The organism is Saccharopolyspora sp. NPDC045839, from assembly GCF_056431645.1.
Genome location: NZ_JBWKKH010000033.1, coordinates 18,309 through 34,265 on the forward strand (window position 1 = coordinate 18,309; position 15,957 = coordinate 34,265).

The window sequence follows — 15,957 nt, forward strand, 5'->3', positions numbered from 1 at the left end:
TGGGGTGGTATAGCGACACAAAACGCTCACGGCACCGTTCGGGAGCCGCGGAGGACTATTCGGAATTGCTTTTTTCACGGAGCAGGTGCAGTGGCGGAACCGCAGGTCAGTGGCGCCTTGGATGGCATCCTCGGCGATTTGTCAAGTCGGCCTTCGGCCAGAATCCACGGCATTTGTCAAATAGCTCGCTGAACTGGATTTCTGGGCAGCACAACGATTTTTGTGTACCGTTCGTCGGCAGCGGGAAATCATGGCATCGCGGTCGGGGGACAACTGTGCCCGCCGACCGGCCTGAACGGAGGACACCCATTACCGCTCCGGCAAGCACCAGAAGAACCGGCATCCCGGCGCGGCTGCAGGCGACCTTCCGGCCCCACGGCCCGCTGCCGTCCGCCGGGCAGCTCGCCCTGTGGGGCACCGACGACCCGTCCACGGCGGCGGCCGAACTCGGCTTTCCCCTTGGTGCGCAAGGGGAACTGCCGACCGTCCTGCCGTCCGGACGCGGGGTCGGGGCAGCCGACGTGCCCGCCGTGCTGATCCCGGTCGGCGACGCGCTCGCGCCGCTGGCGGCGCTGCCGAGCCCGGACCGGTGGCCGGGCTGGCACCGCCCCGGCGACTCGCTGATCGCCTGGAGCGTCGCGGCGAAACTGGCCCTGGAGCACGTCGCCGCCGGGCACCTCGTGCCCGAGGTGCGCGACGACATCGCCTGCTGGCGCCTGGCCAATCCGCACGACGACCGGCTCGCCGCGCTCGCCGAGGCCCTGCCCCCGGCCGCGCACGCGCTGCGCCGCGGCGACGCGCTCTGGACCGCGGCGGAACTCCTCGTCGCCTTCGGCGACGCCGTCGCGGACGCGTGCGCGCGGAGCGCCGCGATCGCCGGGAACGGCTCCTGGGGAGGCAGGTGGGTCACCGCGCTGACCGGCCCGGATCCGGCGGTGCGGCTCGACGAGCAGGCCAGGTCCGAGGTTCTGGCCTGGGCCCGGCCGCTTCCGGCGGGCCCGGCCGGTCCGCTCGGTGGCCGGCTCCGCCTGCGCCTGGAGGTGCCCGCCGACGACGGCGCGCCGTGGGCGCTGAGCTTCCACCTCCAGGCCGCCGCCGACCGGACGGTGTCGGTGCCGGCCGCGCGGGCCTGGTCGGCGGGCTCCGCGACGCTCCGGTTGCCGGGCGGCTCCATCGGCGCCCCGCAGGATTCGCTGGTGCGCGGGCTGGCCGAGGCGGCCCGGGTCTTCCCGCCGCTGGACGCGGCGCTGTCCGAGCAGCGCCCGACCGAAGCCCTGCTGAACATCTCGCAGGCGGCGAAGTTCCTGGCCACCGGCGAGGCCGAGCTGACCGCCGCGGGCATCGCCGTAGACGTGCCGACCGATCTCACCGGGGTGCGCCGCCTGCGGGCGCGCCTCCACTCCCCGGATTCGGCACGGTTCCGCTGGGAGGCCGCCATCGGCGACCAGGCGTTGACGGCGGACGAGCTCGACGAGCTGATCGCGGCGGGCCGCCCGCTGGTGCGCTGGCGCGGCCGCTGGGTGCGCGTCGACGCGCACGAGGCGAAGAACGTCCGCGCCGTGCTTGGGAAAACGCACACGCTGTCGGATTCCGAAGCGCTGGCGGCGGTTCTGGAGGGGCGCCGGGCCACCGAGCTCGGCGAGGTCGAGGTGTCCGCCGGCGGGCGGCTGCGGACGCTGGTCGAGCGGCTCGGCGAGCCGTCCCGGGAACCACGGCTGACCGGCATCGACGCGACGCTGCGCGGCTACCAGCAGCGCGGCGCGGCCTGGCTGCAGAGCATGGCCGAGCTGGGATTCGGCGCGGTGCTCGCCGACGACATGGGACTCGGCAAGACGCTGCAGACCATCACGCTGCTGGCCGCCCGCGCCGGCGCGCGGCCGCAGCTGGTGGTGTGCCCGACGTCGGTGGTCGACAACTGGCAGCGCGAGCTCAACCGATTCGCCCCGAAGCTGCCGGTCGTGCGCCACCACGGCCCGCGGCGACCCATCACGCCGGAGGCGTTCACTCCCGGCTCCGTCGTGATCACCACCTATCCCCTGCTGCGCACCGACGCCGCACTCCTGTCCGAAGTGGACTGGGAGGTCGTTGTGCTGGACGAGGCGCAGCAGATCAAGAACCACGCCGGGCAGACCGCACAGGCCGCCCGCCGGCTGCGCGCGGGCGCCCGGGTGGCGCTGACCGGCACGCCGGTGGAGAACCGGCTCGCCGAGCTGTGGTCGATCATGAACTTCGCGAATCCCGGCCTGCTGGGCGGTTTTCCCCGCTTCAAGGAGCGGTTCGCGGTGCCGGTCGAGCGCTGGCAGGACGCCGACGCCGCGCGGCGGCTGCGTTCGGTCGTCGCGCCGTTCCTGCTGCGCCGCCTCAAGACCGAGGTCGCCACCGACCTGCCGCCGAAGGTCGAGTCGGTGGTCACCTGCACGCTGACCGACGAGCAGGCCGCGCTGTACCGGAAGACGGTGCGGGAAACCTTCGACGACGGCCTGGGCGCCGGCATCGGGCGACGCGGGCGCATCCTCAAGCTGCTGACAGCGCTCAAGCAGATCTGCAACCACCCCGCGCACTTCCTCGGCGAGACCGGGCCGCTCCCGGGTCGCTCCGGGAAGCTCACCCGCGCCACCGAGATGCTGGCCGAGGTGGTGGCGGCCGACGACCGGGCGCTGGTGTTCACCCAGTACCGGGTGATGGGCGAGCTGCTCGCCGAGCACCTGGCCGCCGAGTTGGGCCTGCCCGCGGTGCCGTTCCTGCACGGCGGCGTCTCGACGGCGCGGCGGCAGGCGATGGTGGACGCCTTCCAGCACGACGACACCGCCCCGCCACTGCTGATCATCAGCCTGAAGGCGGGCGGCACCGGCCTGAACCTGACCCGCGCGACGCACGTCGTGCACTACGACCGGTGGTGGAATCCGGCGGTGGAGGACCAGGCGACCGACCGCGCGCACCGGATCGGCCAGTCCCGCCGCGTGCACGTCCACAAGCTGGTCGCGCACGGGACGCTCGAAGAGCGGATCGCCGACCTGCTGGAGCAGAAGCGCGCCCTGGCCGACGCGGTGATCGGCAGCGGCGAGGCGTGGCTGGCCGAACTGACCGACGACGCGCTGCGCGAACTCGTCGAACTGTCCGCGGAGGACTCATGAGCGAAAACGGCTTCCCCGTTCATGAGATCCGACCGCAAGATACGGAGGGCTCATGAGCGGCCCTGTGTCGACCTCAGTCCTCCTCAACCGCACCCCAGGGACCGTGACGCAAACCAGCCACGAGAAACCACGTAACGGGAGATTGGGCTGAACGCAACCACCACTGTGAATCGCGGAGAGGCGGACCAGTCATGAGCGGCAAGCAGCGGACGGAATCCTTCGGCGCGACGTGGTGGGGACGGCGCTGGCGGCGCGCGCTGGAGTCGCTCGGCGCCACCTACCCCAATCCGCGCCTACCCCACGGAAGATCGCTGGCGCGCAAAGGCGCGGTGCAGGACCTGGTCGTCGAGCCGGGCCGGATCCGGGCCCAGGCGCACGGGCGCGGCCGTGCGCACGACATCGTCCTGTCGCTTCCGGTTTTCTCCGACTCCGATTGGGAAACGGCCGTCGAGGCGCTCGCCGGTAAGCTCCGGCACGCCGCCGCCCTCCTGCAGGGCGAGCTGCCGGAGGACGTCGACGAGACGCTGCGCGAGGTCGATCTGTCGCTGTTCCCGCGAACCGGCGAACTCGGCTCGACGTGCACATGCACCAGCAAGAACGACCCGTGCGCGCACGCCGCGGCGGTGCACTACGTGCTGGCCCCGATGCTGGACGCCGACCCGTTCCTGCTCACCAGGCTGCGCGGCCGCGACCGGGAACCGCTGCTGGCCGCGTTGCGCGCGGCGCGCTCCGGCTCGGCCGAACCGGAGCGCCCGACGATCGACCGGCTCGACCCGGAAGCCCTGTTCACCGCGCGCGGCGACCTGGCAGCGATCGCCGTCCACCCGCACCGGCCGGACGGCCGGGTGCCGGAGGCGCTGCGGCTGCTCGGCGAGATCCGGGGCATCGACCGGGAAAGCTGGCAGCACCTCGTGTCCGCCGGTCAGCACGCCCGCAACCGCGCATGGGGCCTTGCGGAAGGCTCGTGAGTGGTTCCTCCGGTAAGGACCGGAATCACCGCTCACGAGCGCGCCGCGTGGATCACCGACGGGATGCCGACCGCGACCTCGGGCATCCCGAACAATCGGCTGACGGTCAGCGTGGTGCTCTGCGTCGGGCGAGGGAACTGACCGTGGCCGAGTTGTGGACGGTGAAGGAGACGGTTCCGGGGAGGAAGCGGTCCTCCGACCACAACAGGGGTGCGCCGGTGGGGTCGGTGGCCCGGCGGACTTCGCGGAGAAGGCCGGTTCCCTCGGCACAGCCCAGCAGGTGGGCATCGGTCTCATCGGCAGCGACGATGTCGATGGTGTGCTCACTGTCCGCGAAGACGACGCCGGACGCATCGAGGGCGCCGGTGTGCGAGAGCGAATCCGGCGCCAGGGCTTCGACGACCGCACCGACCCGTACCGGGTAGACGGTGCGTTCAAGCATGACCGGAACGCGTCCGAGGAACCTGAGACGGAGCACTTCGGTGATGTCGTCCCCCGGATCGAGCTGCAGGCGCTCTCCCTCGACCGCGGTCGCTGCGCGAACGCGAGCATGGATGGTCCGGGCGCTGGGCTCCTCGCCCAGGGAGCGTGCCCAGTTGGTGAAACTCAGCAGTTCATGGAAGCTCTGGGTACGCGCGGTCCCCAGGATCACCCGCCGGGTTCCCCTGCGGGAGGTGACCAGCCCATTCGCTCGAAGCAGCGCCAGGGCATTGCGAACGGTGCCACGGGAGACCCCGTACTGTTCCGCGAGACTCTCCTCACTGGGCAGGCGCCCGTCGTTGCCGAACCTTCCGGCCTCAATCGCGCGACGCATGTCGGCTGCCAACTTCTGATACCGAACGGCGCCTGCCCCGCTCCGCTTGCCGTTCCCTTCGGCTGTTTCGCTGACCATCCACCCAAGGTATCCCGTTGCGCCTCTTTGCCGTGCGGATGCACGTTTTTCCATCGACTGCCCGCCGACAGTTCCTCCTCTCGCACCCATCCGTTCACCGGCATGACACCCGGCCCGGCGACAGTCGTAGCCGCAACTTGTATAGCCAACTTTAGGGGACTTCGATGAAAGCGACCCTCCGTCGCGTCAGCGCCATCGGTGCCGCGGCCCTGCTGCTGTCCGGGCTGGCTGCGTGTTCGTCCGGGAATGGCGCCTCCGACCCAACGGATGGCGTCTGGCGCACCGCGACCTCGGTCGAAGAAGGCGGCGGCATGGATGCCCTGATCGCCGCCGCGAAGAAGGAGGGGAAGCTGAACGCCATCGCGCTTCCGAAGGACTGGGCCAACTACGGCGAGGTCATCTCCACCTTCGAGAAGAAGTACGGCATCAAGGTCGAGGTCGAGAACCCGGATGCCTCCAGCCAGGACGAGATCACCGCGGTGTCTTCCCGCAAGGGCCAGGAACGCTCGCCGGACGTCATCGACGTCGGGCACGATTTCGACGTCGCTGCCGCGAAACAAGGCCTGCTCGCCCCGTACAAGGTGACGTCCTTCGGCAAGATCCCGGACTCCCAGAAGGACGCCACGGGTCTTTGGTACAACGACATGGGCGGCTACGTCTCCATCGGCTGCGATGCCGGTCGCGTGGCGAAGTGCCCCACCAAGTTCTCGGAGCTCCTGGACCCGCAGTACAAGGGCAAGGTCGCGCTCACGGGCAACCCGGTGGAGTCCGCTTCCGCTTTCGGCGCCGTGTTCGCCGCCGCTCTCGCGAACGGCGGGTCCTTCGACAACATCCGGCCCGGCATCGACTTCTTCGCGAAGCTGAAGCAGGCCGGCAACTTCAACCCCGTCGAGGCGACACCCGCGACGATGGAAAAGGGCGAGACGCCCATCGCCGTCGTCTGGGACTACCGCAACGCGGCTTACTCCGATGAGCTGAAGGCCAAGGGAATCGAGTGGAAGGTCACCGTCCCCGAAGACGGAGTTTTCGCCCAGTACTACTCCCAGGCGATCGTCAAGTGGGCGCCGCACCCGGCCGCCGCTCGCCTGTGGCAGGAATTCCTCTACAGCACCGAGGGGCAGAATCTCTGGCTGAAGGGCTACGCCCGCCCCGTGCTGCTGCCCGTCATGGTCGCCGACGGCACGGTGGACAAGAGCTCGCTCGACCGCCTGCCTCAGGTCGATGAGGACGAGGTTTCCTTCCCGACGGAGGCTCAGGGCCAGGCGGCCAAGACCGCAGTATCCAACGACTGGGCGAAGGCCGTCTCCTGATGCCGGCTACCGCACCCACCGTCATCGCCGATGCGCCCAGCGTGTCCCGGCGCCAGGAGCCCGAGGCGCCCCGGGCGCCCCGGCGCCGAGGCCGCAGGCCTGCCACCGGCTGGCTCGGCGTCGCCCCTCTGATGGCCTTCGCCGTGATCGTGCTCGGCCTGCCCGTGACGGCCATGGCCGTCGGCTCGGTCACCATCACGACCGACACCGGCGCCACCGAGCTCACCGGGGCCAACTTCGCCGCCTCCTTCGACGGCCCGTATCTGGAGAGCCTGCTGGGAAGCGTCAAGCTCGCCGCGCTCTCCGCCTTCATCGCGACAGTCGTCAGCCTGCCGATCGCCCATGCCATCGTCACCTCGCGCTTCCGCGGGTTGCGCGAGGCGGTGCTCTCGGCTTCCGGTGTGATCGCGAACTTCGGCGGCGTACCCCTGGCCTTCGCCTTCGTCGCCACCCTGGGTAATGCCGGCGTCCTCACCGGATTCTTCGGTCTCGCGGACAAAGGCTGGAGCCTGTACTCCTTCTGGGGACTGGCGATCGTCTACCTGTACTTCCTCATCCCGCTCATGGTGCTCACCTTGACGCCGGCACTGGACGGCCTCAAACCCCAATGGCGGGAGGCCGCGCAGAACAACCGCGCCACCGGCTTCCAGTACTGGCGGCACGTGGCCTTCGCCATCCTGTTCCCGACGCTGCTCAGCGGCTTCGTTCTGCTGTTCGGCAGCGCCTTCAGCGCCTACGCGACGGCCGCCGCCATGGTGGGGAGCTCCATCCCTCTGGTGACCGTGAAGATCGCCTCGGCATTGACGGGTGACGTCCTCGTGGGCCAGGGCAATGTCGCCCTCGCACTCGGCATGAACATGATCATCGTGGCCGGGATCGTCATGGCCATTCAGCTCCTGCTGCAGCGAAGGAGTTCGAAATGGCTGTCCTGACCGGCTCGCGCTCGGTACCGACCAAGGAATCCCGGCTCGGCCCCAACGTCGTCCTCACCGCCGCCGGGGTCTACTTCCTGGTCCCCATCCTCTGCGCACTGGCCTTCACCTTCGGGTTCGGCGACTCTCGCCGGACGCCCAGCCTGGACGCCTACCTCGCGATCTTCACCACCGAATGGCTCGCTGAAAGCCTCGGCCTGACACTGCTCCTGGCAGCCGCCACGATCCTGCTCGTCCTCGGCCTGCTGCTCCCGGCCCTGCTCGCCGTACGCCTTGCCGTCCCCCGCGCGAAAGCCGTGGTCGCGGTCGTCTGCATGCTCCCGCTCGTCGTCCCGGCGGTGGCTCTCGGTGCCGGCATCACCACGGTCCTGCGCTGGGGAACCGACTGGCTCTACGACACCCCGGGATTCGCCGTACTTGCCGCCCTCCAGCAGGCCGAATTCCCGCTGATCCTGGTGCTCGCCTATGCGCTCATGGCCCTGCCCCTGGCCTACGTCACCCTGGAATCCGGACTGACCGCGATCGACCTGAAGGTCCTGGTCGAGGCCGCGCGGTCCTGCCGGGCGTCCTGGCCCCGGGCCCTGTTCCTCGTGATCCTCCCGAACCTCCGGGAAGCCTTGCTGAACACCGCCTTCCTGACCATCGCCCTGGTCCTCGGGGAATACGCCGTCTCCGCACTGCTCGGCTTCCAGCCCTTCGCCGTCTGGACCGTTGCGATCAGCGGCGCCCACGCCCAGCTGTCCGTCGCCGTCTCCATGGTCGGCCTGATCGGCACCTGGCTCATCCTCCTTGCGGTCGCGAAGCTCGGCCGCTCCAAAGCGTCGAAGGAGTCTCGATGACGCCCACCATCAGCTCCCGGCCCCCAGCCGCCACCTGCAGCTCGGGCCTGGAGTTCCGCGAACTGCGCCGATCCTTCGGCACCACCACGGCCCTCGACGGACTCAGCCTCACGATCAACCCCGGCGAGATGCTCGCCCTCCTCGGCCCTTCCGGCTGCGGGAAGACCACGGCGCTGCGCATGATCGCCGGTTTCGAGCACCCTGACTCCGGCGAGGTCCTGGTGGACGGCAGCGACATCACGGGGCTCCCCGCACACCGCCGTGACGTCGGCATCGTGTTCCAGTCCTACAGCCTCTTCCCCCACCTCACCGTCGCCGACAACGTCGCTTTCGGAATGCGCATGCAAGGCGTCCCCCGCGCAAAGCGCCGGACCCGGGCCCACGAACTCCTCGAACTCGTCGGGCTGCCCACCCAGGCCGGCCGCTACCCACGACAACTCTCCGGCGGCCAGCAGCAACGGGTGGCCCTCGCCCGTGCCCTCGCCCTGAAGCCCCGGGTGCTGCTGCTGGATGAGCCGCTCTCCGCCCTCGACGCGAAAGTCCGGCAGTCCCTGCGCGACGAGATTCGCCGTCTCCAGCTGGACCTGGGCATCACCACTCTGTTCGTCACCCACGACCAGGAAGAGGCACTGTCCATATCGGACCGCGTGGCCGTCATGCGGGCAGGCGGCCTGGAACATTGCGCCACACCGGACGAGCTGTACAACGCACCTGCCACCCCCTTCGTCGCCGAGTTCGTCGGCACCATGAGCCGCCTGCCCGGCCGTCTCAACAGCGACGGCACCCAGGTGGACGTTCTGGGCCTCACCCGCCCTGTCCAGGCACACCTCCCCGCCCGGAGCGGCAGCACGGCCACCGCGCACGACACCGGCGACATCGACGTCCTCGTCCGGCCCGAAGCTCTCGTTGTCAGCGCTGCCCAGGAAAGCCGGTCACAAGTGGTGGCTGCGTCCTTCCGGGGAGCGACGACGCGCCTCACGGTGCGCCTGGCCAGCGGCCAGGAAGCCCTCGCCGATGTTCCCACCGCCGTGGCGTCCGCCGTTCCGGTCGGTTCACGTGTCCGGCTCAGCCTCCCGGAACGCCCCGTCCTGATCGACCGGGCCAGGGAGCAGGAGGCCGCCGCATGATGCCGCACCAGGACACCACCGCCCTGCCCGGCGGCGCGCCGGCCCACACGGCACTGGAAAGCGCCGGAGTGGCTCTGCCGGCAGCTGTGCTCTTCGACATGGACGGCACCCTCGTGGACACCGAACGCCTGTGGTGGGACGCCGTCGAGACGGTGGCGCGCAACCTGGGCAGGACGCTCGGGCCGGAGGACCAACCCGATGTCGTGGGGCGCCCGTCCCAGCACACGGCCGCGTACCTGGTGTCCACAATGGCCACCCCGCTGCCGGCCGGCGCACTCGCCGCACGGCTCGACGAGACCTTCACGGCCCTCGTGGCCCAAGAGGTCGCGCCCAGGCCAGGAGCCCTGCAGCTCCTCCACCTCCTGGCGGGGCAGGGAATCCCGGCGGCCATCGTGTCGGCCTCGCCCCGCCGCGTGGTGGAGCTGGTCCGGGAACGGCTCGGCCGTGAGCTGTTCACGCTCATCGTGGCCTTCGAGGACACCGCCGTCTCGAAGCCCGCCCCTGATCCCTACCTGGAGGCCGCGCGACAGCTGGGAGCCCGGCCTGCCGAGTGCGTGGTGGTGGAGGACTCACCCGTCGGCCTCGCCGCAGCGGAGGCGGCCGGCTGCCCCGTCGTCGTCGTACCCTCCACCGTCCCGATCGACGCCACCCCCGGCCGCACGATCATCACTTCCCTCGAAGAGGTCACGCTCCCGCTCCTGGCACAGGCAAGAGGCTCCGAGCGATGAACACCCCGACCACGAAACCGGTGACGACAGTGAACACCCCCACCCGCCCTACGCCTCCTGCCGCCGGCCGGCCCCGGATCATCCTGCTGGGCATCGACGGGCTCCGCTGGGACCTCGCAGCGGATTCCCCGGCCGCCCCGGCTTTGCGCGCCATGGCCGCCGAGGGCGAACTTCAGCCCATGGTGATGGAAGTGCCCACCATCTCCGGCCCGGGATGGTCCTCCATCCTCACCGGGACGACGCACGCCGAGCACGGGGTGAAGGACAATTCCTTCGTGGGGCACCGGCTCTTCAGCCATCCGGACCTGCTCTCCCGAGCCTTCTACCAGGACCTTTCGACCAGGACTTTCGCTGCCGCGGGCTGGCCGCCGCTCGTCTCCCCGGAAGGGCTGGGGCCGGTCATCCACCAGCGGCTCGAGCAGCAGAAGGCCGGGCTGCACGCCGTCATCTCCCGCGACGGCGAAACCCACGGATACGTCGGCATCGACGCCGAGATCACCGATTTCACCCTCGCGGCGCTCACGTCCCACCGCGTTCCCGATGTGTCCTTCGTGTACTTCTGCGATGTGGACGATGCCGGGCACGTCTACGGCGCCCGCAGCGAGCAGTACCAGGCGGCACTGGCCCGGGTTGACCGGCACATCAGCCGCATCCGCCAGGCCGTGCGGGCCCGGGCGGATGAACACGCCGAGAACTGGCTCCTCGTGGTGGCGGCGGATCACGGGCATCTGGACGAGGGAGGGCACGGCGGGAGCACGCCCGAGGAACGGAACTCCTTCATCCTGCGCTGGCAGGCCGGCGGATCGCTCACCCCCTGGCCCGAGACGGTCTCGCCTCACGAACTGCTGGAACTCCTGCTGGACGAGAGCTCCCGGGAGCGGTAGCGCCCAGCATCGGCGGTCACGCGCGTGATGGATTGGGCGAGAAGGGCCCACCTGCGAGCATTCGTGCGAAACCGCACACCGGAGATCGGCTCTCAGACGGCGGTGGGCCCCGTCCGCAGACCAGGCCCACCGACCGAATGCTCGTCACTGCCGCGGCGCCACCCGGACCAGCACCGTGCCGTGCGCCGGAACGTCGGCCGAGATCTCACCGTTCGTCGTGGAGTCCGCGTGCTTCCACAAGTCGCGGACCGCGTAGGAGTCGGCGACCGGCAAACCGGCATCGGTGGCCTTGGTGGAAATCTTCACCTGCTCGTCGGTTTCGTTGAACAGGGCGACCACCCGGGAACCGTCCTGCATCTCCTTGCTCACAACCCAGCGGCCGTCGTGCTGGGAGATCACCTTGCCCTGCTTGCCCAGCGGGTCCTGGTCGACGGCGATGACCTCGCGGTTGCCCAGGATCTCCATCGTCGCCTCGTCCGCGTGGCGCAGGTCGGAACCGATCAGCAGCGGCGCAGCCATGATCGACCACATCGAGAAGTGCGTGCGGTACTCGGTGTCGGTCATCCCGCCATTGCCGACTTCCAGCATGTCGGGGTCGTTCCAGCGGCCGGGGCCCGCGTACTCGTCGAGCTCCAGGTTCGCCTTCATGATCGACAGCATGCTGTCCCAGCTGTCGCTGATGTCACCGGTCGTGCGCCACAGCTGGCCGAGATCTCCCGCCCACTCCCAGGGCTTGTTCTCGCCCCACTCGCAGATGCTGTAGACGATGGGACGCCCGGTCTCCTTGAGCGCGTTGGCCATGTCGGTGTAGCGCTTCCGGGCGTCCACGCCCAAGTTGTTGCAGTTGTCGTACTTGAGGTAGTCCACGCCCCAGTCCGCGAACTGCTGGGCATCGGACTTCTCGTGGCCGAGCCCACCGGGGAAGCCGTCCACGTTGCAGGTCTTCGTACCGGCGCTGGTGTAGATGCCGAACTTCAGCCCCTTGGAATGGACGTAGTCGGCAACGGCCTTGATGCCATTGGGGAAACGCTCGGGGTCGGGCACCAGCTTGCCGTTCACGTCCCGCACGGGAAGCGCCCAGCAGTCGTCGAGGTTGACGTACTCGTAGCCGGCGTCCTTCAGCCCCTTCTCGACGAAGATGTCGGCGATCCCCTTGACCATCTCCTCGTTGAACTCCGGCCCGCAGTGGGTCGTGTTCCAGTTGTTGAACCCCATGGGAGGCGTCAAAGCGAGACCGTCACCGCCCTCAGCGGGGGCGTACTGCGCAGGGCCGGCCAGTGACAGCCCCGCACCGCACAGCACGGCGACGGTCAGTCCGCCGAGCAGTCTGTTGCGAGCACCAGTCCTACGTCGTCTCGGAGATTCTTCGAATGAGCGCTTCGCAAGCTTCATTGCCGCTCCTCGTCGAGGACATGTCAGCATAGACCTACATTCACACACATCACCGATCAACGGTCAACATCAGCAAACCGTTCAAGGCCGGGCGACATTTACCGAAATTCCCACAGCGAGAGCAGCGTGGGCACCAGAGACCACGCAGAATCCCCTCTGCTGCCGGAAAAACTGGCAATCCGCATATGCGGCGGAGTCAGCGGACGGCGACGCACGCTCCCCCATCAGAATGTCTATTCATGTTGGATTGGCTACTGGCGGAGATGCCCGGGCGTGCTCGCAGCCAAACCTTCGGCGGGAGGCATGTGGGTTCAGCTGGTGAGGAACTGGGGGCATCGGTATGGCCCCACCGTGCGGTTGGGGCCGACGAGGGTGACCTGGACTTCGTCGGGACGGGTCCCGTGCAGGAGGGATTCGGCACGGGCCAGGGTGCAGACCACTTGCCCGGTGAAGATTCCCGGGGAGGTTTCGACCGGTGTGCCGGGCAGTTCGACGGTGACCTGGCCTCGGTCGGAGGTCGCGTGGAGTTCCTGGTCGTCCCGCAAGAGGGTGGACAGCCCACTGTGCAGCTCGGTCTCGTTGGGGCCGCCGAGGAGCAGTTTGATGGCCACGCGGAGATCGTCGATCTCCACGCCGGGGCGTGCTACGCCGCGCAGCCCGGAGTCGGAGGCGAAGTACACGCGCATGCCCTGGGGAAGGCCGGTGGCCGGTTCGCCGGCACCGAGTACGTCGGTGGGCTGGACGCCACAGCCGGCGAGTGCCGCGACGAGGGGGACGACGGCAGCCAGGACGGCGCGACTGCGGATCACGGTGTTCCTTCCACGTGGCGGGGCAGGCGCAGGGTGAACACGGCGCCGCCTTCGGGACGGTTGCCGGCGTGGATCGTTCCACAGTGGAGGCGGGCGTTCTCCTGGGCGATGGCCATGCCCAGGCCGCTGCCTTCGGATCGGGTGCGTGCGGTGTCGGCTTTGTAGAAGCGGTCGAACACGTGCCGGATGACCTCCGGGTCGAGCCCCGGGCCGTGGTCGGTGACCTCGATGGTGATCTCCGCGTCGGATGCGCGCAGCGTGACGGTGACGGGGTGCGCACCGTGGCGCAGGGCGTTGCCGACCAGGTTGGCCACGATCACGTCCAGCCGGCGGCGGTCGAGCAGGGCGCGGACGCTCTCGCCGGGTAGGTCGGTGCGGACGTCGTCATGCCAGCCGCGGACGGTGAGGGTGGAGCGGATGGTGTCGCCGACGTCGATCTCATCGCGGTTGAGGTGGATGGCTTTGGCGTCGAACCGGGAGATTTCGATGAGGTCGTCGACGAGTCGCGCCAGCTTGGCGGTTTCCGCGCTGACGGTGCGCATCGCGGTCGCGCTGTCCGGCGGGAGCTGGTCGGCTTCTTCGTCGAGCACGTTGGACACGATGGTCATCGCGGTGAGTGGCGTGCGCAGCTCGTGGGAGACGTCCGCGGCGAACCGGCGTGCCGTGGCCTCCTGCTCGCGCAGGTCGGTGACGCTGGTCTGCAGGGCTTGGGCGGTGGCGTTGAAGGTGTGCGCCAGGTCGGCCAGTTCGTCGCGGCCGGTCGGCTGGGCTCGGGCACCGAGTTCTCCGGCGGCGAGCCTGCGGGTGGCGTCGCCCAGGTTCCGCACCGGGCGCAGGACGGTGCGTGCGGCAAGCAGAGCCAGGACGGCGGCGAGGACGATGGTGGGGATCGTGCCGTTGCGGACCGTGCGCAGCAGGTCGCTGACGTCGCGTTCCTCGTCCTGGAGGGACACGATGGCGTAGACCTCGAGTCCGGACGCGCGGCGGGATTCCTCGAAGGTGACCGGGGTACCGAGCACCAGCCAGGGCCGCCCGTCCTTCGTGATGCGTTGGACGTTGAGCCGGTCCCCCGTCCGGACAGCTGCTCGCATCGTGGGCGTGATGCGCGATTCGTCCGCCCCGGGACGGGACGATGCGGTGAGGCCCTGGTAGTCGACGATGACGTCGGCATCGCGGAGACCGGCCTGGGACACGTCATCGGCGAAGCGCTTGAGCGTCTGCCGACCGGGGGGAACGTCGAATTCCCGCGCGAGGCCGCTGACGCGCTGTCGGAATTCCTGTTCGAGCGCGGTTTGGGTGCGGGTCACGATGAAGTTCCGCGACTCGTGGTAGGCCAGGGCCGTAGCCGTGACCGCGCTCAGCGCTGCGACCAGTACGAAAGCGGCTATCAGCCGGGTGCGCAGGCTTCCGAGCAGCGGCATCGCCCGGTTCGCCACCTGGACTGCCTGCCTGGAGCGGATGCGTGCACGTGCGCGGAGCCCTCGACGGGAATCGAACCGGCTCATGGCCGCCCGAAGCGGTAGCCGAACCCGCGCACGGTCTGGATGTAGCGGGGTTGTGCGGGGATGTCCTCGATCTTGGCGCGCAGCCGTCTGACGCAGGCGTCGACCAGCCGGGAGTCGCCCAGGAAGCCGTGCTGCCACACCAACTCGAGGAGCTGTTCGCGACTGAGGACCCGGCCGGATGCACCTGAGAGCTCCAGCAACAGCCGCAGTTCGGTGGGCGGCAGCACGATCGGCGTGCCGTGTTTGGTGACGGTCAACGCGGCCCGGTCGATCACTAGGCCGTCCAACTCGGTGGTGTCGGTGCGGGCCGGTTCGACGCGGCGGAGCACGGCGCGGATGCGAGCCTCCAGCACGCGGGCGGTGATCGGCTTCACGACGTAGTCGTCGGCGCCCGCCTCGAGGCCGCTGACGATGTCGAGGTCGTCGCCGCGGGCGGTGAGCATGATGATCGGTGTCGCGCCCAGGGCCCGGGTGCGGCGGCACACCTCGAAGCCGTCCATACCGGGCAGCATCAGGTCGAGCACCACGATCTCGATCTGGTTTCCGACGGGCCGTGAGCGCAGCAGGGCCACTCCTTCCTCACCGGTGCCGACTGCGTGCACCTGGTGGTTGTGCCGGCGCAGGACGAGTTCGATGCCGTTTCGCACGGAGTGGTCGTCTTCGATGAGCAGGACGTGCGGCATGACGCCCATTATGGGCACGGCGACCTGCGTCCTCCGATCTTTGTTACGTGCTCATCACACCGCCATGGGGGTGCCATCACGTCGGGGCGCGAGGGTGAATCCCATGACCCGATTCGACGGCGCGAGCCGCAAACCCCCCGGCATGCGTGCTGCGCCCCTGATCGTCGCTGCCCTTGCCGCGCTTCTGGCCGCATGCGGCGGGCAGGACCAGCCCGGCGGCGGAATCGCCTCGGCCGGCGACCCGCCGCCCGTTTCCCCGGCAGCGGGGGAGCCGGCCCCGACCGGCCGGCAGGGCGGCAAGAGCGCCTTCTTCGACGCGCAGCTCAAGTACGTGCAGTGCGTGCGAAGGAACGGTATCGAGGACTGGCCGGATCCCAAGCTGAGCGGCTATCCCGACTGGCCGAAGATCGAGGTCGTCCAGGCAAAGCTGCAGTCCGGGCCGAACGCCCGGCAGGGCCAGGACAAGCTCACTGAAGCCATGCGGACCTGCATGCCGGAGATGCAGGCGGCGGATGCGCTCGAACCCCAGCGGGACGCCCAGCGGGAGTACGAGTCGATGTTGGAGCACGCCAAGTGCATGCGCAACAACGGCGTGTCCGCCTTCGCCAATCCCACGATGCAGGGCGGCCGGGTCATACCCGGTGGCAACGCGAATCCCACCGGCTCGTCGATCGATCAGGACTCGCCCGCTTACAAGCAGGCTCGCGAGGCGTGCAAGGACAAGCTGCTCGACGGTCTGGACGGCATGCAGTGA

The 15,957-nt window shown here is 69.4% G+C and carries 14 protein-coding genes; 9 read left to right on the forward strand and 5 right to left on the reverse strand.

Annotated elements, in window-relative coordinates:
• The first annotated feature begins 275 nt into the window (after nt 1-275).
• Entirely contained in the window at nt 276-3,134 is a 2,859-nt protein-coding gene (locus AC07EQ_RS33775; protein ID WP_478391882.1) for a DEAD/DEAH box helicase, read from the forward strand.
• 191 nt (nt 3,135-3,325) lie between these two features.
• The gene (locus tag AC07EQ_RS33780; RefSeq protein WP_478391883.1) at nt 3,326-4,102 is read left to right on the forward strand and encodes an SWIM zinc finger family protein; all 777 of its coding nucleotides are present in this window, start codon (nt 3,326-3,328) and stop codon (nt 4,100-4,102) included.
• Between the two features lie 106 nt (nt 4,103-4,208).
• Here the strand turns inward: AC07EQ_RS33780 and AC07EQ_RS33785 are convergent, their stop codons facing one another.
• On the reverse strand, nt 4,209-4,994 hold the full coding sequence (locus AC07EQ_RS33785) for a GntR family transcriptional regulator (RefSeq protein ID WP_478391884.1): 786 nt from the start codon (nt 4,992-4,994) through the stop codon (nt 4,209-4,211).
• A gap of 164 nt (nt 4,995-5,158) precedes the next feature.
• On the opposite strand from AC07EQ_RS33785, the gene AC07EQ_RS33790 reads away from it, so the two are divergent.
• Genes AC07EQ_RS33790 through AC07EQ_RS33815 form a run of 6 tightly spaced genes read left to right on the forward strand, consistent with a single transcriptional unit; the run spans nt 5,159 to nt 10,814 of the window.
• Complete coding sequence (locus tag AC07EQ_RS33790) at nt 5,159-6,304, forward strand: ABC transporter substrate-binding protein (RefSeq protein WP_478391885.1); 1,146 nt, start codon at nt 5,159-5,161, stop codon at nt 6,302-6,304.
• Nucleotides 6,304-7,236 (forward strand): ABC transporter permease, encoded by a 933-nt coding sequence (locus AC07EQ_RS33795; protein WP_478391886.1) that lies wholly within the window; start codon nt 6,304-6,306, stop codon nt 7,234-7,236. Before AC07EQ_RS33790 ends, AC07EQ_RS33795 begins: the two co-directional genes overlap by 1 nt.
• Nucleotides 7,224-8,075, forward strand: a complete 852-nt coding sequence (locus tag AC07EQ_RS33800) for an ABC transporter permease subunit (RefSeq protein WP_478391887.1) — start codon at nt 7,224-7,226, stop codon at nt 8,073-8,075. The genes AC07EQ_RS33795 and AC07EQ_RS33800 overlap by 13 nt, the downstream gene beginning before the upstream one ends.
• Nucleotides 8,072-9,202, forward strand: coding sequence for an ABC transporter ATP-binding protein (locus tag AC07EQ_RS33805; RefSeq protein ID WP_478391888.1), 1,131 nt, complete (start codon nt 8,072-8,074; stop codon nt 9,200-9,202). Before AC07EQ_RS33800 ends, AC07EQ_RS33805 begins: the two co-directional genes overlap by 4 nt.
• The gene (locus tag AC07EQ_RS33810) at nt 9,199-9,930 is read left to right on the forward strand and encodes an HAD family hydrolase (RefSeq protein WP_478391889.1); all 732 of its coding nucleotides are present in this window, start codon (nt 9,199-9,201) and stop codon (nt 9,928-9,930) included. The genes AC07EQ_RS33805 and AC07EQ_RS33810 overlap by 4 nt, the downstream gene beginning before the upstream one ends.
• Nucleotides 9,927-10,814: an alkaline phosphatase family protein gene (locus tag AC07EQ_RS33815; protein WP_478391890.1), complete on the forward strand. Its 888-nt coding sequence runs from the start codon at nt 9,927-9,929 to the stop codon at nt 10,812-10,814. The genes AC07EQ_RS33810 and AC07EQ_RS33815 overlap by 4 nt, the downstream gene beginning before the upstream one ends.
• Before the next feature lie 144 nt (nt 10,815-10,958).
• On the opposite strand, the gene AC07EQ_RS33820 is transcribed toward AC07EQ_RS33815, so the two are convergent.
• From AC07EQ_RS33820 to AC07EQ_RS33835, 4 genes are all read right to left on the reverse strand, one after another.
• On the reverse strand, nt 10,959-12,041 hold the full coding sequence (locus tag AC07EQ_RS33820; protein WP_478391891.1) for a glycoside hydrolase family 27 protein: 1,083 nt from the start codon (nt 12,039-12,041) through the stop codon (nt 10,959-10,961).
• A gap of 476 nt (nt 12,042-12,517) precedes the next feature.
• Nucleotides 12,518-13,015 (reverse strand): GerMN domain-containing protein, encoded by a 498-nt coding sequence (locus AC07EQ_RS33825; protein ID WP_478391892.1) that lies wholly within the window; start codon nt 13,013-13,015, stop codon nt 12,518-12,520.
• The gene (locus AC07EQ_RS33830; RefSeq protein ID WP_478391893.1) at nt 13,012-14,436 is read right to left on the reverse strand and encodes an ATP-binding protein; all 1,425 of its coding nucleotides are present in this window, start codon (nt 14,434-14,436) and stop codon (nt 13,012-13,014) included. Before AC07EQ_RS33830 ends, AC07EQ_RS33825 begins: the two co-directional genes overlap by 4 nt.
• Nucleotides 14,437-14,516: 80 nt before the next feature.
• Entirely contained in the window at nt 14,517-15,203 is a 687-nt protein-coding gene (locus AC07EQ_RS33835) for a winged helix-turn-helix domain-containing protein (RefSeq protein WP_478391894.1), read from the reverse strand.
• A gap of 103 nt (nt 15,204-15,306) precedes the next feature.
• Between AC07EQ_RS33835 and AC07EQ_RS33840 the strand changes: the two genes are divergently transcribed.
• Nucleotides 15,307-15,957, forward strand: coding sequence for a hypothetical protein (locus AC07EQ_RS33840; protein ID WP_478391895.1), 651 nt, complete (start codon nt 15,307-15,309; stop codon nt 15,955-15,957).